Here is a 21,432-nt window from a genome sequence, read left to right on the forward strand (position 1 = left end):
GCTGTCAACGCGAGCCAGAGCAGCAGTGGGCCGAACTCCAGCAGGTCGGCTCACACCAGCGCTGTGGTGTTGTCGGGGGTGGTCAGGAGAATGGGCGGCATGACCCAGCTTTCCGCAGCGGCGCCCGCTGTTGGCCTTGTTGATGAGGCCGCCTACCTGGAAGCCGTCGCGCAGGCGCGGAAGGCCGCCGATGCCTACTACGGCTCCGGCGAGTCAGGCTTGGACGACGAGACCTACGATCGGCTGCTGCGCGGCATCACCGCCTGGGAGGACGCGCACCCCGGGCAGATCGCGGCCGACTCCCCGTCGCAGCAGGTCGCGGCAGGAGTGACCGCGGGCGACGTCGCGCACACCGTGGCGATGCTCAGCCTCGGGAACGTCTTCTCGGACGAGGAACTGACCACGTGGGCCATCTCGGTGCAGCGGCGGCTGGGCGGAGCTTCGGTGGCAGGCTGGGCGGTGGAGCCGAAACTCGACGGTGTGGCCCTGGCAGCCCGCTACCGCGAGGGTCGGCTGGTGCAACTGGTCACCCGGGGCGACGGGACGACCGGGGAGGACGTGTCCCACACGATCGGGGACATCATCGGCCTGCCCCTGACCCTGACCGAACCGGTCACGATCGAAGTGCGGGGCGAAGTCCTCATGACCGAGGACCAGTTCGCCGCCGCGAACGCGCTACGGACCGCGCACGGCGCCACGGCCTTCGCCAACCGCCGCAACGCCTCGTCGGGCTCTCTGCGCGCGAAGGACCGGGCCTACCGAGTCGGGCAGACCTTCCTGGCCTACGCCGCGCTGACCGACCCCGGACACACCGACGATCCCATCCTCGCCGGGCTCACCCACACCCGGCTCGTCGCCCGCCTGGCCGCCCTCGGACTGGGAACGACGGCCGACACCCCGCTCGCCACCCGGTCCTACGCCACCCTTGACGAGGTCCTGGACCGGGTGCGCGAGATCGGCGCCCTACGCGCGGGGCTCGACATCGAACTCGACGGTGCCGTGATCAAGGCCGACAACCCCGCCGACCAGATCCTGGCCGGGACGGGCTCCCGCACCCCGCACTGGGCCACCGCCTTCAAGTTCCCCGCCGCCCAGAAGATCACCGTGCTGCGCGCCGTGCAGTGGAGCGTGGGCCGCACCGGCGTGATCGCCCCGCGCGCCGTCCTCGACCCGGTGGACGTCGCCGGCACCACCATCACCTACGCCACCCTGCACAACCCGGCCGACATCGCCCGCCGTGGCCTGATGCTCGGAGACCACGTCATCGTCTACCGAGCCGGCGACGTCATCCCCCGCGTCGAAGGCGCGGTCGCCGGCCTCCGCACCGGCACCGAGCAGCCCATCGACATCCCCGAACTCTGCCCGCGCTGCGGCGGCGGCATCGACCGCAGCCAGGAACGCTGGCGCTGCGCGCGGGGACGCGCCTGCGGTCAAAAAGAGGCGATCCGGTACGCCGTCGCCCGCGACGCGCTCGACATCGACGGCCTCGGCGAGAAGATCATCGTGCAACTCGTCGACAAAGGGCTGATCGAGGACTTCGCCGACCTGTTCACCCTCACCCATGATCAACTGCTCACCCTGGACCGCTCGGGGGCCAAGAGCGCCGACAACCTCATAGCCGCCATCGAGACGGCCAAGACCAAACCCCTCAATCGCGTCTTCTGCGCCCTCGGCGTCCTGGGCACCGGCCGTTCCATGTCGCTGCGCATCGCCGCGCACTTCGGCTCCATGCAGGCCATCCGAGACGCCGATGCCGTCGCTCTCGCGCAGGTCAACGGCATCGGCAACGACAAGGCCCCCGTGATCGTCCAGGAACTGGCCGAGCTTGCCCCGATCATCGACAAGCTCATCGCCGCAGGTGTGAACATGAGCCAACCCGGCTTCGTTCCCCCGGCTTCCACAGATGCGGAGACCGACGCGGAAACGTCCGCCCAGAACGCGAAGAGCGAGCTGCCACTAGCGGGGCTGACCGTGGTGGTAACCGGCACGATGACCGGACCCCTCGCAGACCGATCCCGAACCGAAATGACCGAACTGATCGCCCAAGCAGGGGGACGCGCGTCCTCCAGCGTCTCTGCCCGCACCCACCTCGTCGTCGCCGGAGACAACGCCGGCAGCAAACACGACAAGGCCCAAGCACTGGGCATCGAAACCATCACACCCGAGGAACTCGCCCACCGCCTCGCTGGACACCTGACGTGAGAAGCGGTGGGTGACCGGCCCGAGCCTTCGCCTGCTCCCTGGGCGGGGCACACGAGGAACGGTACGCGCCTCTGCAAGATCAGCTGTACCTAAGCCGTACCCCGACACTGGCCTGCCTCGACGATCATCAAGGCAGCGCCGCCCGCGACTGCGTCCACGACCAGGTCACCGCCGGAGCCCGGCTGCTGCGCCGCGCGTCCTACAACACCGCCGCTGGCTGCCGGCTCGCCGCCGCACTCGCGCAGCCCGCCCAGCCCGCCGGATTCATGCAGTGGCGGATGCCGGCAGCGGCGGTCATCCCCCGCAGGGACTTCCGACGCTCCGACCACATCGGCACGCCTTCCGTGCAGCGACCGGCGCTGGCCAACTCCGGTCATCGGGGCCAGTCGAGTCACGCCTCGGGCACGCCGACGTCGCGGGCGTAGATGACCGCTTCCTGTCGCCCGGTGTCGTCGCCTCGGGGATAGGTGAAGACGCGGCCGGCGAACACGACCCAGCTGGTGCTGTCGGTGGCGTAGTCGGCGTACCAGCGTCCCGGGGACAGCGCGGCGGCGAACCGGCGGGCAAGTTCGTCGCCCGCGTCGTCGGGGCAGGTGAGGTCGATCAGTGTCCACTGGGCGGGCTGGTCGCCGGCGGCGCCGTGCAACCGGACCAGGCCGATCAGCTGGCCGCCCGTGGTGACCTCGACGCCGAACAGCACGTCGCAACGGGGCCTGCCGTCGCCGGCAGGTAACGACCGAGGTTCGCATCATCTGCAGCGGGCTGTGCCAGGCTAGCTCGCGGGTCCACCACGATGCAGCCGGCACGCTGGCAGGACTGCCACCACATGGACTTCTCCCCTGCGACCTTCGCTCCGGTCTACCGGTGCAGCCGTCGTGTCTAGTCTGACTCCGGCACGAAGACCCCGTATCCGAAGTGGCTGAGTTGGCCGAGTGTCAGTGGCCCTTCCTGCCCGTGGTCGAACTGCAGTCTCACGCCGAGGCCGGGTCGGGCGTTTCTGGTGGGAGCCGGTATCGGCGGTAGGTGCGTGCCCAGCGGTCGGAGAGACCGTCGTCTGGGTTGAGGCGGGTGACGGTCGCTGTCGGGAGGTTGCGGTAGTGGAGTTCGGTGTGGAGGTCGGTGGTGATGTACTCGTCGAGGGTTTGTCGTTTGGGGTGCCGGACGGGTAGGTAGGGGGTGAGGCTGCGCCACCGCCTGGCTGGGCCGCAGAGTTCGGGTGCTACCTGGATCGGTGTGCCGGTCGCTTGTAGCAGCAGGTGGAGGGTCTGCTGCGCCGACCGTGACGCCACCGTCATCGACTTCGACCTGTACCTGGCAGCAGCGATCGTCACCGTACGTCAACTCATCCAATGAGCGCGAACCCTCTACCGCTGGGACACCAGGCCCACCACCCGCCGACTCGAGTAACACCTATTGCCGGTGGCTCTCAGCAACTCCTCAACCGACTACGCAATGGCCCTGCGTCGGAGTGTGCCGGGTCATCGCCCATGCGACGCCTCCTTCATAGTGGCACATCTCTATATATAACCCGGTGCGCGCGAGCGGGCAACCCAGGCTCCGGACGCCGCCTGTCCGCGCCAGTGGACGCGTTGACGCCCCAACATTCGCTGACCTAGAGTCACGCCTTGACTACGCTAAGCACTCGGCGGGTGCCGCCTGTCCTCAATGATGTCATTCCTGGAGGCATTGATGTCCGCAGTTTCGGATCAGCAGCCGGCGTCGATCGTCGAGATCGACATCCGCACCCTGCTGCCGGCCGACTCGCCGCGCTTCGCCATCGACGACGGGCACGCCCGTGCGCTCGCCGACAGCGCGGCCGAGCTCCCGCCGATCCTGGTGCACCGGGCGACGCTGCGGGTGATCGACGGCATGCACCGGGTGCGGGCGGCGGAACTGCGTAATCGGTCCACGATCAGCGCGTGCTGGTTCGAGGGCGACGAGCACGCCGCGTTCCTGCTCGCGGTGGAGACCAACACCCGGCACGGCCTGCCGCTGTCGAGCGACGAACGCCGGCAGGCCGCGCTGCGCATCCTGCGCATCCATCCACAGTGGTCGGATCGCAGCATCGCCGAGCGGACCGGTTGGAACGCCACCAGCGTCGGCGTTCTGCGCCGGGAGACCACCGACCCGGACGCCCGGCCGGACGCGCGGGTTGGCCGGGACGGCCGGGTCCGCCCGTCCACCACCGCGGACGGGCGGCGGGTGGCGGCCGAAGTGATCGCGCGTGATCCAGCCGCCTCGCTGCGGGAGATCGCCCGGCAGGCCGGGATCTCGGTGGGCACGGCCCGGGACGTGCGTTTCCGGCTGGCGCAGGGGCGGCCGGTGGTGCCGGACGGCGACCCGGCGGTGGCCGCGCCCGCCGACGACCGCAGCGGCGACGAGGCCGCGCAGGACTTCGCCCGCTCGGTCACGCTGTTCGCCCGGCTCCGCAACGACCCCTCGCTGCGGTTCAGCGAGAGCGGCCGGCTCGTGCTGCGCCGTCTGCACACCCAACTGCGGACGGCCGAGGAGTGGAAACGGCTCGCCCCGGCCATCCCGCCGCACGGCCGCAGCGCGGTCGCGGACATCCTGGCCGCCTGCGCCGAGGACCTCAAGGGCATGGCGCAGGAGCTGCGCGTCGAGGCGGACCGGCCGGCGCCCGACGCGGCGCCGCCGGTCCGCCCGCGGTCCGTCAGGGTCGATCGTCCTCGGTCCGGGAGCTGGTCAGTCGCCCGTCCGGCCTGACCGCGGCGCGGTCGCGTTCCGCCCTCGCCCATTCCTCGGCCAGCGCCCGGAGATCCGCATCGACGATCCGGCTCGGGTACGTCCAGCGCAGCAGCGGCGCGGTCATCGCGGTGGTGACCAGCGCCATCACGACCATCAGGGAGTACAGGTCGGTGTCCAGCAGCCCGGCCTGTAGCCCCACCCCGAGGATGATCAGCTCGGTGAGGCCGCGGGTGTTCATCAGGATGCCCAGGGTGGCCGACGACCGGCCGGGCTGGCCCGCGAGCCGCGCGCCGAGGTAGGCGCCGCCCAGCTTGCCGCCGATCGCCACCAGCAGGATCAGGCCCATCTCGCCGACGCCGGTCCAGTCCACCGTGCTCAGATCGACCTTCAGCCCGGCCACCGTGAAGTACGCCGGGAGCAGCACCCAGGTGATCGCCTCGAACCGGCCGGTGACCGCGGCTCGCAGCCGCTCGGTGCCTCGGCGCGGCACGATCGCCCCGGCCAGGAACGCCCCGAAGATGAAGTGCAGCCCGAACCACTCGCTCAGCGCCCCGGAGACCAGCAGCAGAACGGTCAGCACGGCCAACGGCGCGGCGCCCGGCCCCCGCTCGCCGGTGCCGGTGCCGCGCGGCTCCCGGGCCACCAGGAACCGGCCGAGCAGCGGGCGCACCACGGTCACCATCACGATCGAGTACGGCAGGACCAGCAGCACCTGCCAGGAACTCTGGCTGCCCGCGATCGTGAGCACGGCCGCGAGCAGCAGCCAGGCGGCGACGTCACCGACCGCGGCGGACGCCATCGCCAGCGCACCGATCCGGGTGTGCTGGATGCCCCGGTCCTTCAGGATCCGGGCCAGCACCGGGAACGCCGTGATCGACATGGCCGCGCCGATGAACAGCAGGAACCCGAGCCGGTCGCCCATCGCGTGCTCGTTCCACAACCACACCGCCAGCAGCACGCCGAGCCCGAACGAGCAGACCATCGACCCGACCGACACGCCGAACGCGGCGCGCTTGTTGCCGCGCAGCAGCCGATGATCGAGTTCCAGCCCGACCAGGAACATGAACAGCGCGACGCCCAGATAGCCGAGCGTGCTGAGCATCGGCCGGACGTCCGCAGGGAAGATCGTGCCGGAGATCGCGCCGTGGAACAGCGTCGGCCCGAGCAGGATTCCGGCCAGGATCTCGCCCAGCACGGCCGGCTGGCCGAACCGCCGGGCGACGTGTCCGAGCACGTGCGCGAGCCCGAGGATCAACGCCAGACCGGCCATTATCATGGCCGTTTGGTGGGTGGACATGGACACTCCTTCTCGGTGGGTCGAGGGCGCTGCTATGTTGGAGGGCATGTCGAGTCGCGAGGCAGAGAGAATCCAGCCACCGGTGATCCGGTGGCTGAGCGCGTAACCCGCTGACGACCCTGTCGTCGCGTCTCCGTCACGGATCCACCGCATCGCTTTCCGTTTACTGCGATGTTGTTGGAGATCTCTTCATGCCATTCGCCATTTACGTTCTCGGGCTCGCCGTGTTCGCCCAGGGAACGTCGGAATTCATGCTGTCCGGGTTGGTCGAGGCCATGGCCGCCGACCTGGGCGTGTCCATCCCGGCCGTCGGTTCGCTGACCTCGGCCTTCGCCGTCGGCATGATCGTCGGTGCCCCGCTGGTCGCGATGCTGAGCTTGCGGTGGCCGCGCCGCCGGGCGCTGCTGGCCTTCCTCGTCACCTTCCTTCTCGCCCACGTCGTCGGCGCGCTCACCGGCAGCTTCGAGGTCCTGTTCGTCACCCGGGTGATCGCCGCGCTGGCCAACGCCGGTTTCCTCGCCGTCGGCCTGGCGACCGCGGCGGCGATGGCCGGGCCACAGGCCAAGGGCCGGGCCACCTCGGTGCTGCTGAGCGGGATCACCCTTGCCTGCATCGCGGGCGTCCCGCTCGGTGCGGTGCTCAGCGAGATGTGGGGCTGGCGGTCCGCGTTCTGGGCCGTCGCGATCATCTCCGCCCCGGCGGTCGTCGCGGTGCTCTGGTCCGTACCGGCGACGCCCGTCGATCTGAACGCCCCCAGCGCCCGGCACGAGTTGCGGGTGCTGCGCTCGCCCCGGCTGATCACCGTTCTGGCTCTCGGTGCGCTGGTCAACGGCGCCACGTTCTGCTCGTTCACCTACCTCTCACCGGTCATCACCAACGTGACCGGGCTGGGCACCAACTGGGTGCCGGCCGCGCTGGCGCTGTTCGGCATCGGATCGTTCGTCGGCGTCAACATCGGCGGCCGGCTGGCCGACACCCGTCCGGGTGAGGCGCTGGCGGTCGGCGGCGCGGCGCTGCTGACCGGCTGGCTGCTGTTCGCGCTCACCGCCGGGAACCCGGTGCTGGCGCTGATCTTCGTGTTCCTCCAGGGCGTTCTCTCGTTCGGTGTGGGTTCCACGCTGATCGCGCAGTCGCTGTACACGGCGTCGAGCGCGCCCACGATGGCCGGCGGTTTCGCCACCGGCGCGCTGAACGTCGGCGCGGCGGCCGGGCCCGCCCTGGGCGGTCTCGCGCTGGCCGCCGACCACGGCTACCGATCGCCGCTGGTGGTGAGCGCCCTGCTGGTGCTCGCCGCGCTGCTGCTGGCCGGGGTGGCCCGCGCCACCGGCGTCACCGGCCGGAACGCCGGCGCCGCGCCCGAGGAGAGCTCGGCCGGAAGCCCGGTGCAGGCAGCTTCCTGACCGGCACCCTCCGATGTGTTCGGTGGTCCGTCCAGCACGCGAGGACGGGCCACCGGCCCGGCACACGCGGCGCATCCTCAGAGCAGGGACAGGAACAGCGCGACCATCTCCGTCGCCTGCCGGGGGTTCAGCCGCGGGTCGCAAGTGGACCGAAAGTCGGTGAACCGGGGCGGTTGCGCCAGCTCCGACACGCACTCGGTGACCGGGTCGGGGGTCAGCTCCAGGTGCAGGCCCGCGGGCCACTCCCGGTGGCGGCGCAGCGTCCGGACGAACGACTCGACCTCGGCGTGCATCCGTTCGACCAAGCGGGTCTTCTGGCCGTTGATCTTCAGGCCGTTGCCGTGCATCGGGTCGCAGAGCCAGACCGCCGGCGAGCCGTGCCGGTGGACCGCCTCGACGACCGGCGGCAGCAGCCGGTCCACGTCCTTCGCGCCGAACCGGACGATGAACGTCAGCCGCCCGGGGATGCCCTCCGGGTTCAGCGACCGGCTCAGCGCGACCGCGTCGTCCGGCGACACCGACGGACCCAGCTTGACGCCGATCGGGTTGTGCACGGCCCGGCTGAGCGCGACGTGCGCGCCGTCGTGGGCGCGGGTCCGCTCGCCGATCCAGCCGAAATGGGTGGAACCGCTGTACACGCCGTACGCGCCGAGCCGCACGAGCGGCCGTTCGTACGGCAGCAGCAACAACTCGTGCGAGGTGTAGACCCGTTCCAGGACGGGCCGCTGCGACCAGGACCGCCGGACCTCGTCCAGCACGAGCCGGGAGCACTCGTACGCGGTGAGCAGCCGCCGCGGCTGCGGGGTCCGGCCCACCGGCTCGAACTCCGGCTCGTTCACCGCGTCGCCGCAGTAGCTGGGCATCTGCCGCCGCGAGCCGGTCTCCTCGGTCTCGAACGGCGACGAGCGCGGCTTGCCGTACTGCCCGGCGATCCGGCCGATGGTCACCGCGGGCAGCCCGCTGCCGGACCGCATGATCGCGGCCAGGCCCTGCAGGTTGTCCACCTTCTGCCGGACCAGTTCCGGTACGGCCTCGTGGAAGCGCTCCGCGCAGTCACCGCCCTGGAGTAGCAGCGCCGAACCGCGGGCGACCAGATCCATCCCGCCGGTCAGCTCGACGATCTCCGGCTCGGTGACGAGCACGGGCCGCTCAGTCAGCTCCCGTTCCGCCTCCTCCAGCGCCACCGGATCCGGCCAGTGGGGCTGTTGCGCCGCGCTCCGCCCGGTCAGGGTGGTGAGCGTCGTGGTCGCGGTCATCGTGTGTTCCTCTCCGCCCGCCGTCCGAGGTCGCCGGCCGGGCTGTCGTCGGTGGTCGTACGGGGATCAGCGACGGCCCTCGGCCGCCGGTAGCTGCCGGCTCATCTCGGCGTCCTCCACGCGGCACATCTCGGCGATGATCGCGTCGTACAGGTTCGCCAGGAACGCCTGGTCCAGGCCGTGTTCGGCGGCGTACCGGGCGGCACGCTCCTTGACCAGGCCGATCCGGCCGGGCTGCATCATCGGTACGTCGTGCCGGGACTTGGCCCGGGCGATGCGCACGCCGCAGTCGAGGCGGCGGCGCAGCGTGTCCAGCAGCGTCCCGTCCAGGACGTCGAGTTCCGCGCGCAGCCGGTGCAGCTCGTCATGCTCGGTCATCGGTCCGTCTCGCCTTCCTCATCGGTGCGGTGGATGGTGCGGAACAGCTCCCGGCAGCGCTCCTGCTGCGCCGCCAGCTCCGGGCCCAGCAGTTCGCGCAGCCGCTCGAAGACGCCGTCCATCCCGGCCGGGTCGCCGCCGGTGAGCGCGCTGAGCCCGGCCAGCGAGTCGGCGAGCGCCGCGCGGGCCGGCGCCGCGTCCGGGTTGGCCGACTGGATCTCGCCGTAGACCTCGGGACGGCCGCCGAGCACCCGGGCCAGCAGCGCGAGCAGCACCCGGTGCGTCGGCGGCGCGGTGGCCACCAGCGTGCGGACGTCCACATCCAGCCGCGACAGGGCCAGCCCGAACGCGAGGATCACCGCGTGGGTCAGGGCCTGGGTGGCCGCGGTCGTCCGGTCGTGCTCCGCCGCGGTGAACCGCACCGGGCGCCCGCCGCCGTACTCGACCAGCCGCAGCAGCGCGGCGACGCCGGGCCCGTCCCGGGTGACCACGGCGGCCACCGGGCGGCCGGTCATCCCGGCGGCGGGCGCGAACATCGGGTTGAGCCCGACGTGCTCGACGCCGGGGGCGCGGGCGGCGAGTTCGGCGGCCATCCCGGTCCGGACCGACAGCGTGTCGGCGAGCAGCGCGTCCGGGCGCATCAGCCGGGTCACCGGCCCGACCGCCCGGATCGCCACCGCCTCGTGCACGGCCAGTAGCACGAGGTCCGCCTCGGCCAGCGCCGCCGCCAGCTCGGGACCAGGCGCGGTGACGTCGGCCCGCAGGCACTCGCCGGGCTGCTCCAACGGCGGTGCGACGTCCACGACCAGCGTGTCGCTGCCCGCCGCCCGGAGCAGGCCGGTGAACATGCCGCCCACCGCCCCGCTTCCGCCGACGACGACGCTGCGGGCGAACTCGGTCAGCACGCGTCCGCCACCGCGGTGCTGTCCAGTGCGGACACCATCGCACGGGCCTTGACCACCGTCTCGGTGAACTCCTCCTCCTGGTCGGAGAGCGAGACGATCGCGCCGCCGACACCGAACTCGGCCTGCCCGGCGGCCAGCACGATGGTCCGGATGATGATGCTGAGATCGGCGGCGCCGCTCAGCGCGAACCAGCCGAGCGCGCCGGAGTAGACGCCGCGCGGGCCGTCCTCCAGCCGGTCGATGATCTCCATGGTGCGTTTCTTCGGTGCGCCGGTCATCGAGCCGCCCGGGAACGCCGCCCGGACGCAGGCCGACGTGCTCGTGCCGGGTCGCAGCCGGCCCCGGATCGTCGAGACCAGCTGGTGCACCGGCGCGTACGTCTCCACCTCGAACAGCCGGGGCACGTGGACCGAGCCGATCGCGCAGACGCTGTTCAGGTCGTTGCGGACCAGGTCCACGATCATCAGGTTCTCGGCGCGGTCCTTCTCTCGCCCGGCCAGGTCCGCGCGGAGCATCTCGTCCTCCTCGGACGTACCGCCGCGGGGTCTGGTGCCCTTGATCGGTTTGGACTCCACGCCGCCTGCCGCATCGATGGTGAGGAACCGCTCCGGCGACGCGCTGAGCACCGCCAGCTCGGGGAACTCCAGCAGCGCGCCGTACGGCACCGGGCTGATCGCCCGCAGCGACGAGTAGAGCGGCAGGGCCGCCGCCTCGGTCGGGGTGGTGACCATGTTGGTCAGGCAGATCTCGTACGACTCCCCGTTGCGGATCTCCCGCAGGCACTCGTCGATCCGCTTGAGATAGGCGTCCTTGTTCAGGCGGGCCGTCGCGTCCGGCCCGAAACCGGCGGCCTGCTCGGACGCACCGAACGCCACCGCGGGCGTCTGGTCCGCCGGTGCGTGCCCGGCCAGCGCGGTGAGCGCCGCGGCGGTCTCGGCCAGCCAGGCCCGTGCGCCGTCGTCGTGCCCGCGGCGGTCCAGGGCCAGCAGGTAGCAGCAGCCGTCGTGGTGGTCCAGGACGATCGCGCGGTCGGCGAACAGCAGCGCGGCGTCCGGGTGCGGCGAGCGGTGCGCGGGTTCGCCGCCGGTCTCGGCCTTCAGCTCGTACCCGAGATAACCGACGTAGCCCAGGTTGAACTCGAACGGCAGGCCCGGTATGGCCGGCACCCGCCGCAGGTCGAGCTGTTCCTCCAGGTAGGAGAAGAACGGGCGGCGGAGCTCGGTGGTGGCGCCGGCGGAGTCCCGGACCCGGACCACGCCGTCGGTGACCCGGTAGGTGACGTACTCGGCGAGCGGGCCGCGGTCGTCGCCGAGGAACGAGAAGCGGGAGGCGCCGTCCAGGACGGCGCTGCTGTCCAGCCAGAACGACGCGCCGGAGCCGGGCAGGCAGGCGCGGCGCACCTCCTCGGCGTCCGGCAGCTCGTCCACCCGGCGTACGCGGACGTCGTACGACGGTGCCGTCGCGCCGCTCCGCGCCCGGTTGTGCGCGACGGCCAGGTCGCGGAAGTTGGCGATGATCTCGCGGCCGAAGTCGCTGCCGATCGACTCCGGGTGGAACTGGACGCCCCACAGCGGCTTTTCGCGATGCCGCAGCCCCATCACCACGCCGTCGTCGCTCCAGGCCAGCGGTTCCAGCTCGGCGGGCAGGTCGGTGGCGGCCAGCGAGTGATAGCGCACCGCGACGAACGGCGACGGCAGGCCGCGGAACACGTCCTCGCCGGTGTGCCGCACCTCGGAGATCCGGCCGTGCATCGGTTCCGGCGCCAGGCCGATGATCCCGCCGAAGAACTGGGCGATGCCCTGGTGGCCGAGGCAGACGCCGAGGACGGGCAGGCCGCTCTCGGCGATCGCCCGGCGGCTGATGCCGAAGTCCCGCGACCGCTCCGGTGTGCCGGGGCCCGGCGACACCACGATCGCGTCGAAGCTGTCGAGCGGCAGGCGGGCCCAGTCGGCGTCGTTCGGCACCACGACCGGCGGCTGCCCGGTCGCCTCACCGATGTACTGGTACAGGTTGAAGGTGAACGAGTCGTAGTTGTTGATCAGAAGAGTGCGCACGGAGGAGGCACCTCGTCTCTCAGATGGGCAGCGTCCGGCGCAGGTGCAGCCGCTCGGCGGTGCCACCCTTGTCCCGGACGTGCTGCACAAGAAGATCGCTGTCCACAATGGCCGGATGGCTCTCGTCGTAGTCGATGGCCATCACGATGCCCATCCACGGTTCGAGGCCCATCGCGTAGACGTAGACCGAGCCGGGCTCCAGCGTCTCGACGATCTCCCGGGCCTGCGGGAAGTTGGAACCGTTCAGGCGGCGGCTCTGGTCGGTACGGCGGTCCAGCGGTTCGCCGTACAGCGGGCCGTAGATCCAGCTGGCCGCCGCGCCGGTGCTCTCCATGCCGATGAACACGGTGTCCACCGGGCCGATCACCTCGGCGACCTTCGCGTACATGGTCGGAGCGATGTTCGTGGAGTCGGCGGCGAACAGCACCGAGCGCTCGCCGAACCGCAGCAGCCAGCCGGTCTTGCTGCGGATGCGCAGGTCGCCGTGCTCGCCCAGGAATGGCAGCGCGACCACCTCGGCGGAACCGCAGGGCAGCGTCTCCAGGTCGTCCACTTCGACGACGTCGCGGAAGCCGAGCCGCCGCAGGATGCCGCCCAGCCCCGGGTCCACCAGGCTGGCATTGGAGGAGCGCGGCACCAGGACCCGGCCGACCCGGTGCCGGATGCGCAGCAGGGTCTCGAACAGCATGTGGTCCTGGTGGTTGTGGGTGATCAGCAGGTGGTCGATGCGGTCCGGCAGGTCGGCGAAGGTGAACCGGCCCGGCGCGCCACCGGGATACCCGGCGTAGCTCAGCGCCGGGTCCACCAGGAACGTCGTGCCCTCGTACCGGGCGAACACGCAGGCGTGGCCGGCGTATTCGAGGACGTCGTCGCCGGCCGGTGGCCCGGCCGGTTCCGGCGCCGGCTCGAAGTACGCCCGGAACCGCCCGGCCCGCTCGCCGTGCAGCCCGAGCCGCGCCGCCAACTCGTCCAGTTCGTCCGCGGTCAGGTTCCCGCGGAAGATCGTGTCGAGCAGCGGGGAGTTCAGCGGTACGTCGACCAGCAGCTGGTCCGGTGCGTACTCCAGCATCGGCGTGGTGAGCGCAAACTCCCGGGCGTCCTCGGTGATCGGCCGGAGCCGCACCTGCTGCCAGGATTCGTCGTAGTACTCGGACGCGTACATCAGCGGTTCGATGAACCGGTAGTCGGCGGTGCGGTTGTCCCGCCCGTAGAACACCTCCACCCGTCCGGCCAGCGGACGCGGCAGCTCCTGGTAGACGTCGTCGAGGCATTCGCCGCGCCGCCGGGGCAGGATCTCCTCCTCCAGCTGCCGGATCGCCTCGAACAGCTCGTCCAGCCGTTCCCGCCGGGGTGCGGTCTCCCGGTACCAGTCCCGGATGGCGTCGTGGTGCTCGTGGGCGTGAATCCACGGGCCGCCGTGCATCCGGCGCTGGCGGACCGCCGTCGCGTGGACCTGCGGATTGTCGAGGTAGCTCTCGACGATCCGGGTGAACCGGTTGCGGGCGAACCGGGCGAGGATCTGCGGCGGCAGCAGGTACGACCAGCCGTACCACCCGGCGATGACCGGTTCGGCCGCGACGTTCTGACGTAGCGAGTAGCGCATGGTGACAGCCGCTCCGTTCCGGTCAGCGCCGCGACGACGCGTGGACTGAGCCGAGCAACCGGCCGAGGATGTCGTGCTCGACCTCGCGGTGAGCGGTGGGCCAGCCCGGTCCGCTCAGCGCCGCCTGCATGGCGGCCAGCAGCGGCGGCGAAACCTCGCCGCCGGCGCGGACCCGCTCGAACCACTCCGCCGGTTCCACCACGTCGGCCGCCGTCAGCCCGGCGTGCGCCAGCAGCTCACCGAGGGGGTACGTCCGGTGGACCACGACCGCGGACCGGGCGTCCGACCCGGGCTCGATGCCCGCCAGCAGCGTCCCGGCCAGCGTGCCGACGTCGCAGACCGGCACCTGCCCGGTGAGCCGGGGCATCACGCCGACCCGGCGCGCGGTCCCGATCAGCGCGGTGAACCAGTCGTCCTTCAGGTGGTCGTGATCCTCCGGCCGGTGCCCGTAGACCAGGCCGGACCGGTAGTGGGCGACCGCGCAGCCGAGGCCGGCCAGGGTGTTCACGTGCTCCTCGGCGATCAGCTTGGACCGCGAGTACGGGTCTCCGGCCGCGGTCAGCGCCGCCGCCGACAGCGGCCCGAACTCGCGCCCCGCCGAGGCGGCCGACAGGAACGCGAACGACCGGGCGCCCAGCGCCGCCGCGCCGCGGACCACCAACGTGGTGTTGCGCACGCTGCCGGTCAGGTGGCTGTCCAGCGGCAGCAGGTGGTTGACCTGGTAACCGCAGTGCAGCACCGCGTCGAGCGCCGGTCCACGCCGCCGGTCAATCCACTGTTCCAGCTCGGCGTAGGTGATCGCCCGCACCCGGGCGTAGTCGGCCGCGGCCCGGCCGAACCGGGCCCGATGCCCGGTGAGCACCCGCTCCGGGTCGCCGGTGGCGACCACCAGCACGCCGCGACCGGCGGTGAGCAGCCGGTCGAGCACGTGCCCGCCGATGAACCCGGACGCGCCGGTGAGCAGCACCGCCCGGTCTCCGATCGCGGGGTCCGGATCGTGCCGGGTGTCCCGGCGCAGCGTCGGCAGCTCGGCGCGCAGGGCGTCGCGGTCCCGCTCGACCCGGTGCAGCAGCGTCTCCGCCGGGGAGGCCGCCGCAGCGACGGTCCCACCGCCCAGATGCCGGACGAACGTGGCCGGTACGAAGTCGTAGTCCATTGCGGCGAACGCGGCCTCGACGGCATGCTCGCCGTGCGCCTCGGAGAGCTTGACCTGGATCTGGATCATGGCGAGTGAGCTGCCGCCCGCGTCGAAGATGGACGTCTCCGGGTCGATCTCCCGGCCCAGGACGGCGGTCACCACGCCGAGCACCTGCGCCAGGACGGCCGCGTCCGCATCGTCCTCCGCCGGTGCCGGGGTGTCGAGCCGGTCCCGCAGCGCGTTGCGGTCCACCTTGCCGCCCGGGGTCAGCGGCAGCTCGCCGGTCAGCACGACGTGGTCGGGCGCCTCCCAGACCGGCACCAGGCCGCGGATGCGGGCCATCAGCGACTCCGGGGTGTCCGCGCCCTCGTCGGTGGTGACCAGCAGGATCGTCTCGTCCCGCCGGATCAGCGCCACGTCGCGGCCCAGATGCCGGGCGAGCAGCGACTCGACGTGCGCCAGGTTCACCCGGTGGCCGAGGCGTTTGATCTGCTCGTCGTTGCGCCCGACGTAGGCGAGCCGGCCGTCGGGCGCCAGGGTCACCACGTCGCCGGTGGCGTAGGCCGGGGAGCCCTCGTACGTCCGGAACACGTCGTTCTCGCTTCCGGTCGCCCCGGCGTAGCCCAGCGCGACGCCGTCGCCGACGATGATCAGCTCGCCTGTGCCCGCGGTGGCGTACGCGCCGGTCTCCAGGTCGCGGACGACGGCCCGGAAACCGTCGTTCGGGGTGCCGATCGTGTTCTCGAACTCGGTCAGCTCGGCCAGCGAGAAGCAGACGGTGGCCTCGGTCGGGCCGTACGCGTTGAACACCCGGCCGTGCCGGGCCGCCTCGCGGTACTCGTGCTCGCCCAGCGCCTCCCCGCAGAACTGCACCTTGCGGATGCGCCCGCGGGCCGCCGCGTCGAGCCGCGCGTAGACCGACGGCGGGATCATCGCCAGGTCGGCGCCGTGCGCGGCCAGGTGCCGCGAGACGGAACCCAGCCAGGAGACCCCGTCCTGAGCCGGTACGACGAGGGTGGCGCCGGCGTACAACGCGCCGAGGATCTCGGTGATCGACGCGTCGAACGAGAGCGACCCGAACTGCAGGACCTCGTCGTCCGGGGTGATGTCGAGCCGCCGCCGCAGCGACCGGCACAGGTTGAGCAGCCCGCCGTGCCCGACGTCCACGAGCTTGGGGCTGCCGGTCGAGCCGGAGGTGAAGATGGAGTACGCGACCCGGGACCGGGTCGTCTCACCGGCCGGCGCTGCCTCGGCGGGCCAGCCCACATCACCGGCGTGCAGCGCGGCGATCCCGGCCCGCTCGGCCCGCAGCAGCGCGGCCCGGTCGAAGCAGACCAGCAGGCCCGCCTCGGCGACCCGGGCGAACTCGACGAACCGGTCGGCGGGCAGGCCGGGGTTCATCGGCGTGTACACGCCGTGGCTGCGCATCACGGCGAGCGCCCAGACCGTGGCCTCGATCGTGTGCTCCCCGGCGACCAGGACCCGGCGTCCGGGCGGGCACTCACGGCCGATCCGGGCGGCGAGCGCGCCCGTGACCCGGTCGAGTTCCTGGTAGGTCCAGCTACGCCCGGCGGTCCGCAGCGCGGTTCGGTCGCGATGCCGCCGGAAGAGGTCGGTCAACAGGTCAGGGAGTTCCACCACTTGCTCCTATTCGCTGCTCAAGTCGGTAAAGGACGTCGGTCGCGGTGCCGGGGGACAGGAAGCCCGGCTTGTACTGCATCCGCAGCAGGGGCGGGCCCGGCCAGGACCGGTCGGCGAGGAACTTGAGATCCTCGAAGACGCGGGCGCTGCGGACCGGTATCCAGCGCCACCGGCCGGGCTCGGGGCGCATGAACGTGGTGTCGGAGACGACGATCCGGGGCATCCGGCCGCGGGTGAACGCGCGGGCCAGGGCGCCGATGTCGGACATCGTGAACCGGCCCAGCGCCTCCTGCGCCTCCCGGGTCTTCGCGAAGTGCTCCGGCGTGTACTGCGCCGCGTCACCGGCCCGGACGACGAGCGGCTTGATCTCGACGTAGTAGCCGCCCTTCGTGGCGAAATTCCAGCGGGAGTACGGGTACTGGAGGATCAGGCCGCCGCCCAGGACCGGGAGCAGCGCATCGGTGACCGCGCTGAGCAGCTCGTCGAACGTGACGCCCGCGCGCAGCGGCAGCCACCGTTCGTCCGACGCGGAGATCGTCGGGATGCCCTTGCGGCCCGGTTCGGGCAGGTCGCCGAGGGCCCGGACCACCTCGTCCGGGTCGGCGGCGGGCAGCGCGGCGTACTGCCGGACGGTCCGCTCGTGGTGGCGGTACCGGGAGCCGGGGCGGCCCGGCGGTTCGTCGCCGCGCAGCCAGGCCCGGACGTGCCGGAGCAGGTCAACGACGTCGGTGCCGTCCACGATCAGATGGCTGAACTTGACGAACACCACGTACTCGCCGTCACCGGCGGGCCAGAGCGCGAGGTGCGCCGCCTCGTCGAGCCGCAGCGGGTGGCTGTTGTGATAGCCGGTGACCAGCTCCGCCGGGTCGCCGATGACCGGTTCCGGCCGCGGCGCGAACGTGACCACCACGTCCCGTTCGGCGACCTCGACCAGGTCGGCCAGCGCCCGGGTCAGCCCGAGCCGGGTGACCAGATCCCGCCAACCGGCCGCGTCCGCCGCGCGGGCCGGATCGACGGTCCCGGCGAAGGCGGTGCACGGGTTGACGTCGCAGTCCATGCCGAGGTCCGCGAGGAAGCTGTAGATGTCGCGGACGGCGGTCGCGCCGGGCCTCAGGCGGGTGGTCATCGGGCCTCCGTCGTGCCCCAGCCGAACTCGACCTGGTCGAGAACGTCCATCTCGGACAGCAGCGTGTGGATGCCGGAGTGGTCCTGCACCAGGTGGGTGCCGCCCTGCTCCTCACGCACCTCGGCGGCGGCACTCTCCCAGCCCGGTACCCGTTCGAACGCGGCGATCGTCTCCCAGGTGGTGAAGTCGGGGGCGACGAACGCCTCCAGCCCGGCCACCACCGTGCCGAGCAGGAACCGGCGCCGGTCCGCCGGCAGCGCCTCGTAGACCTGCTTCATCATCTCGCCGGAGATCGAGGCGTGGCAGTACTCGTCGCGGTTGTGCAGCCTCACCGTGGTCGAGTTGACCACCTGGATCTGCTGGTCGTCCGCGAGCAGGTCCAGGTACGCGTTGATCGAGATCTCGGCGACCGTGGCGAAGCCCAGCGTGGTCAGGCTCCGCTGCCACGGTTCGGTGCAGCGGTCCAGGTGCGCCTGGTGGATCTGGGTGATGTGCGAGTCCGGCAGCACGCGGTCGGCGAAGTCGCCGCGGCGCATCCGACGGGTCACCGCGCTGCCGTTGATGTGCATCAGCGTGTGGTACTGCTCGTCCACCATCGCCTGCGCCACCGCCAGCTCCAGGTCCTGACCGCCGAGGCCCGGGTACGCGCCGCCGATGACCAGTTCGAACGCCGGGTTGGCGATCCGCTGCTCGATCAGCACGGTGTTCCGGTTGTACGCGACCCAGCCCCAGCTCAGCAGCCGCGAGCGGGTCTCGTCGGACAGCTGCTCCCAGATCGGGTGCGCCCGGAACGGGACCATGTCGTCGCGGAAGTCCGGTCGGGCGTGGTCGAACAGCGCGTACACGTCCGGCTCGTCGCGTTTCACCGCGGCCCGCCGGTGCCAGTTGCCGACGAGCCGTTTGATGACGGCGTTCTCGGCGGGGTCGTCCGGGTCGAATGCCGGCAGCTGGCCGATCCGGACATGCCCTTCATCGTCACGCACGACTGCTCCCGTCTCCTCTTTTCTTTGCGTCCGTCCCTTCTGGTCCGGCGCCTTTCGCAGTCTGGGTATATCGATTGCCGCTCGCAAGGGTGTGCAGATCAACGCGGGTGTTCAACTGAAAGAACAGGACAGTTGCACGCGCGATTTCTCCGGCGTGAACAGCCTTGTGTGCGCTCCGGGACGTCTGACATAAAGATCCAGGCGCCGGACGGGACATCGCCGGACCGTCGCCGTTGTCAGTTCTTTCTTTCGCACTGGAAGGAGGCCCGTAAGGTGACCGATCGAATCCAGAGCGTCGTCGTCGCGGCGCTCGACGAGATCAATGCGAGCCGGGCAGAGAAGATCCCCACCGACGACGTGCTCGGCCTGTGCCTCTACGGCGATGCCGGCGTCTTCGAGTCGATGTATCTGGTGGCGTTCCTCTCGCTGCTGGAGGAGAACATCGAGGACGAGTTCGGCGCCGAGATCTCGCTGACGTCCGAGAAGGCGGTGTCCCTGCGGGTGAGCCCGTTCAGCAGCGTCCGCCGCCTGATCGGGTTCATCGAGGGCGAGCTGGAACTCGTCGGCGTGCGGGGCTGACGTCCTCATGATCCTCATGATCACCGGCACCCGTACCGGCATCGGCCGGGCTCTCGCGGAGCACTTCCTAGCGGCCGGGCACGACGTCGTCGGATGCAGCCGGCGGCCGGCGGCCATCGACCATCCGCGCTACCGGCATCACCAGCTGGACATCACCGACATCTTGCAGACGAAGAAGATGTTCCGCAGCGTGCGCCAGGAGTACGGAAGGCTGGACGCGCTGGTGAACAACGCCGGAATCTCGTCGATGAACCATTTCATGACCACTCCGGACGAGGTTTCCCGGCGGATATTCGACGTCAATTTCTTCGCGGTGCTGAACTGCTGCCGGGAAGCCGTGAAGATGCTGCAGAAGTCATCCGAGAAAAGCACCGCGATCCTGAACGTCTCCACGGTCGCGGTGCCCTGGGCCATCGAGGGTCAGCTCGCGTACGCGGCCAGCAAGAGCGCGGTCGAACAACTCGTCCGCATCATGAGCAAGGAGCTGTCCGCGTTCGGCATCCGGGTGAACGGGATCGGGCTTCCGCCGGTGCACACCGTGCTGACGCGTACCGTTCCCCGACCCAAGATCGACAATTTGATCGCGCGTCAGACGATCTCCCGCCAGTGCACGACGGCGGACATCGTCGGCCCGGTCGAATTCCTGATCGGCCGCCAGTCGGAGTTCATCACGGGCGAGACGCTGTTTCTTGGGGGTGTGCACTGAATGCGCGAGGAACTGATCAGCAGGTTCGAGGGCTTCGGCACCCGGACCGCGCTCTACGACCACGGGACCGCCGTCTCGTACGCGGAACTGTCGCGGCGCATCACCGACGTGCGTGGCCGGTTGGCCGGGCAGGGGGTCAAGCCGCGGGAGACCGTGGTCGTCAATGGCGAGTACTCGCTCGACTCGGTGGCCACCCTGTTCGCGCTGTTCCTGGACCGGAACGTGGTGGTGCCGGTGGTGACGCTGACCGGCACGACGCTGGACACGCTGGTGGAGCACTGCCGGCCCGCGCTGCTGGTGCGCACCGGCGAGGCGGGCGTCGCGTTCGAGGACCTCCGGGACCGGTGGGCCGCCGCCGCAGACGGCGGCGCCGTGCACGACCGGCTCGGCGACCCGGACACGGCCGGGCTGGTGCTGCTCAGCAGCGGCAGCACCGGCGCGCCGAAGGTCATCCTGCACAGCCTGGACACGCTCGTCGCGGAGAAGATCGCGAAGCGCCCGCGCCGCAGCGACAAGCCGTTCAACATCCTGATGGTGCTGATGTTCGACCACATCGGCGGCATCAACTCGCTGCTCAGTACGCTGATCGTCGGCGGCACCGCGGTCCTGCCCGCGCAGCGAACCCCGGACGAGATCTGCGCTCTGATCGAACGCCACCGGATCATGGTGCTCCCGGCGAGCCCGACCTACCTCAACCTGATCATGGTCGGTAACTACCACCGCAAGCACGATCTCAGCAGCCTGCGGATGATCACGTATGGCACCGAGCCGATGACCGACGAACTGCTCCAGCGGGTCAACCTGGCCTTCCCTGGCGTGCGGCTGCTACAGACGTTCGGCACCAGCGAGACCGGGATCGCCACCACCACGAGCGAGTCGTCGAACAGCACCAACTTCAAGATCTCCGACGCGGGCGTGGAATACCGGGTGGTGGACGGCGAACTCCAGCTGCGCAGCCGCACCCAGTTCCGCTGCTACCTGAACTACGACGACGCGCTGACCGAGGACCGCTGGTTCCGGACCGGTGACCTGGTCGAGGAGGCGGCCGACGGCTACCTGCGGATCAAGGGCCGGGCCAAGGAGGTCATCAACGTCGGCGGCGAGAAGCTCCTGCCGCTCGAACTGGAGTCGATCCTGCTGAGCAGCCCGCTCGTCGAGGACTGCGTCGTCTACGGGCGGCCGAACGCTATCACCGGCCAGTCGGTGTGCGTGGACATCCGGCCCAGCGGCGACGTCACCCGCGCCGCCCTGCGCAAGCACGTGGCCGAGTTCCTGGCCGGCCGGGTCGAGCCGTTCAAGATCCCCTCAAAGATCAACGTGGTCGAGTCGATCGCGATGTCCGACCGGATGAAGAAGGTGCGGTCCCGGTCGGTCGCCGGCGAGGCGTGAGCGTTCCGCCGCGAAAACCCTCCGTGCCGCGCCGGCACGGAATCCCGTCAGTCCCTCGAAGTCCCAAGG

The 21,432-nt window shown here is 71.0% G+C and carries 17 protein-coding genes; 6 read left to right on the top strand and 11 right to left on the bottom strand.

The window, feature by feature from the left end:
- Positions 1–99: 99 nt before the first annotated feature.
- On the top strand, positions 100–2,202 hold the full coding sequence (gene ligA, locus ACQP1S_RS21135) for an NAD-dependent DNA ligase LigA (protein ID WP_432898239.1): 2,103 nt from the start codon (positions 100–102) through the stop codon (positions 2,200–2,202).
- A 391-nt stretch (positions 2,203–2,593) separates the two neighbouring features.
- Here the strand turns inward: ligA and ACQP1S_RS21140 are convergent, their stop codons facing one another.
- The gene (locus tag ACQP1S_RS21140; protein WP_432898241.1) at positions 2,594–2,902 is read right to left on the bottom strand and encodes a hypothetical protein; all 309 of its coding nucleotides are present in this window, start codon (positions 2,900–2,902) and stop codon (positions 2,594–2,596) included.
- Between the two features lie 271 nt (positions 2,903–3,173).
- Entirely contained in the window at positions 3,174–3,497 is a 324-nt protein-coding gene (locus ACQP1S_RS21145) for a hypothetical protein (RefSeq protein WP_432898244.1), read from the bottom strand.
- A 394-nt stretch (positions 3,498–3,891) separates the two neighbouring features.
- Here ACQP1S_RS21145 and ACQP1S_RS21150 point away from each other — a divergent pair, with 394 nt between their 5' ends.
- A complete protein-coding gene (locus tag ACQP1S_RS21150) occupies positions 3,892–4,926 on the top strand; it encodes a ParB/RepB/Spo0J family partition protein (protein ID WP_432898247.1) in 1,035 nt (344 codons plus the stop codon).
- On the opposite strand, the gene ACQP1S_RS21155 is transcribed toward ACQP1S_RS21150, so the two are convergent.
- On the bottom strand, positions 4,874–6,178 hold the full coding sequence (locus tag ACQP1S_RS21155) for a cation:proton antiporter (RefSeq protein ID WP_432898250.1): 1,305 nt from the start codon (positions 6,176–6,178) through the stop codon (positions 4,874–4,876). The genes ACQP1S_RS21150 and ACQP1S_RS21155 overlap by 53 nt on opposite strands.
- A gap of 218 nt (positions 6,179–6,396) precedes the next feature.
- Here ACQP1S_RS21155 and ACQP1S_RS21160 point away from each other — a divergent pair, with 218 nt between their 5' ends.
- Entirely contained in the window at positions 6,397–7,605 is a 1,209-nt protein-coding gene (locus ACQP1S_RS21160) for a Cmx/CmrA family chloramphenicol efflux MFS transporter (RefSeq protein WP_432898253.1), read from the top strand.
- 77 nt (positions 7,606–7,682) lie between these two features.
- Here the strand turns inward: ACQP1S_RS21160 and ACQP1S_RS21165 are convergent, their stop codons facing one another.
- From ACQP1S_RS21165 to ACQP1S_RS21200, 8 genes are all read right to left on the bottom strand, one after another.
- Entirely contained in the window at positions 7,683–8,861 is a 1,179-nt protein-coding gene (locus ACQP1S_RS21165; protein ID WP_432898255.1) for a 3-deoxy-7-phosphoheptulonate synthase, read from the bottom strand.
- Between the two features lie 66 nt (positions 8,862–8,927).
- Positions 8,928–9,239 (bottom strand): chorismate mutase family protein, encoded by a 312-nt coding sequence (locus tag ACQP1S_RS21170; RefSeq protein WP_432898258.1) that lies wholly within the window; start codon positions 9,237–9,239, stop codon positions 8,928–8,930.
- Positions 9,236–10,144 carry a prephenate dehydrogenase dimerization domain-containing protein gene (locus ACQP1S_RS21175; protein ID WP_432898261.1) on the bottom strand — a complete coding sequence of 303 codons (909 nt, stop codon included), beginning with the start codon at positions 10,142–10,144 and terminating at the stop codon, positions 9,236–9,238. Before ACQP1S_RS21175 ends, ACQP1S_RS21170 begins: the two co-directional genes overlap by 4 nt.
- Positions 10,138–12,198 carry an aminodeoxychorismate synthase component I gene (gene pabB, locus ACQP1S_RS21180; protein ID WP_432898264.1) on the bottom strand — a complete coding sequence of 687 codons (2,061 nt, stop codon included), beginning with the start codon at positions 12,196–12,198 and terminating at the stop codon, positions 10,138–10,140. Before pabB ends, ACQP1S_RS21175 begins: the two co-directional genes overlap by 7 nt.
- 19 nt (positions 12,199–12,217) lie before the next feature.
- On the bottom strand, positions 12,218–13,801 hold the full coding sequence (locus ACQP1S_RS21185) for an MBL fold metallo-hydrolase (protein ID WP_432898267.1): 1,584 nt from the start codon (positions 13,799–13,801) through the stop codon (positions 12,218–12,220).
- Between the two features lie 22 nt (positions 13,802–13,823).
- On the bottom strand, positions 13,824–16,577 hold the full coding sequence (locus ACQP1S_RS21190; RefSeq protein WP_432898270.1) for an AMP-binding protein: 2,754 nt from the start codon (positions 16,575–16,577) through the stop codon (positions 13,824–13,826).
- A complete protein-coding gene (locus ACQP1S_RS21195) occupies positions 16,564–17,706 on the bottom strand; it encodes a hypothetical protein (protein WP_432898272.1) in 1,143 nt (380 codons plus the stop codon). The genes ACQP1S_RS21190 and ACQP1S_RS21195 overlap by 14 nt, the downstream gene beginning before the upstream one ends.
- Positions 17,703–18,689 carry an AurF N-oxygenase family protein gene (locus ACQP1S_RS21200; protein WP_432898275.1) on the bottom strand — a complete coding sequence of 329 codons (987 nt, stop codon included), beginning with the start codon at positions 18,687–18,689 and terminating at the stop codon, positions 17,703–17,705. Before ACQP1S_RS21200 ends, ACQP1S_RS21195 begins: the two co-directional genes overlap by 4 nt.
- Before the next feature lie 273 nt (positions 18,690–18,962).
- Here ACQP1S_RS21200 and ACQP1S_RS21205 point away from each other — a divergent pair, with 273 nt between their 5' ends.
- Genes ACQP1S_RS21205 through ACQP1S_RS21215 form a run of 3 tightly spaced genes read left to right on the top strand, consistent with a single transcriptional unit; the run spans position 18,963 to position 21,363 of the window.
- The gene (locus ACQP1S_RS21205) at positions 18,963–19,268 is read left to right on the top strand and encodes a hypothetical protein (RefSeq protein ID WP_432898278.1); all 306 of its coding nucleotides are present in this window, start codon (positions 18,963–18,965) and stop codon (positions 19,266–19,268) included.
- A gap of 7 nt (positions 19,269–19,275) precedes the next feature.
- Complete coding sequence (locus ACQP1S_RS21210) at positions 19,276–19,974, top strand: SDR family NAD(P)-dependent oxidoreductase (RefSeq protein ID WP_432898281.1); 699 nt, start codon at positions 19,276–19,278, stop codon at positions 19,972–19,974.
- Positions 19,975–21,363: an ANL family adenylate-forming protein gene (locus ACQP1S_RS21215; protein ID WP_432898284.1), complete on the top strand. Its 1,389-nt coding sequence runs from the start codon at positions 19,975–19,977 to the stop codon at positions 21,361–21,363. It abuts the gene before it with no gap.
- The last annotated feature ends 69 nt before the right edge of the window (positions 21,364–21,432 follow it).

It is taken from the genome of Micromonospora matsumotoense (assembly GCF_050951065.1).
Classification (GTDB): Bacteria; Actinomycetota; Actinomycetes; order Mycobacteriales; family Micromonosporaceae; genus Micromonospora; species Micromonospora matsumotoensis.

Coding starts and splice junctions, on each gene's coding strand:
- ligA (WP_432898239.1), top strand. CDS start 100: ATGACCCAGCTTTCCGCAGCGGCGCCCGCTGTTGGCCTTGTTGATGAG.
- ACQP1S_RS21145 (WP_432898244.1), bottom strand. CDS start 3,497: ATGACGGTGGCGTCACGGTCGGCGCAGCAGACCCTCCACCTGCTGCTA.
- ACQP1S_RS21150 (WP_432898247.1), top strand. CDS start 3,892: ATGTCCGCAGTTTCGGATCAGCAGCCGGCGTCGATCGTCGAGATCGAC.
- ACQP1S_RS21155 (WP_432898250.1), bottom strand. CDS start 6,178: ATGGCCGGTCTGGCGTTGATCCTCGGGCTCGCGCACGTGCTCGGACAC.
- ACQP1S_RS21160 (WP_432898253.1), top strand. CDS start 6,397: ATGCCATTCGCCATTTACGTTCTCGGGCTCGCCGTGTTCGCCCAGGGA.
- ACQP1S_RS21165 (WP_432898255.1), bottom strand. CDS start 8,861: ATGACCGCGACCACGACGCTCACCACCCTGACCGGGCGGAGCGCGGCG.
- ACQP1S_RS21170 (WP_432898258.1), bottom strand. CDS start 9,239: ATGACCGAGCATGACGAGCTGCACCGGCTGCGCGCGGAACTCGACGTC.
- ACQP1S_RS21185 (WP_432898267.1), bottom strand. CDS start 13,801: ATGCGCTACTCGCTACGTCAGAACGTCGCGGCCGAACCGGTCATCGCC.
- ACQP1S_RS21195 (WP_432898272.1), bottom strand. CDS start 17,706: ATGACCACCCGCCTGAGGCCCGGCGCGACCGCCGTCCGCGACATCTAC.
- ACQP1S_RS21210 (WP_432898281.1), top strand. CDS start 19,276: ATGATCCTCATGATCACCGGCACCCGTACCGGCATCGGCCGGGCTCTC.
- ACQP1S_RS21215 (WP_432898284.1), top strand. CDS start 19,975: ATGCGCGAGGAACTGATCAGCAGGTTCGAGGGCTTCGGCACCCGGACC.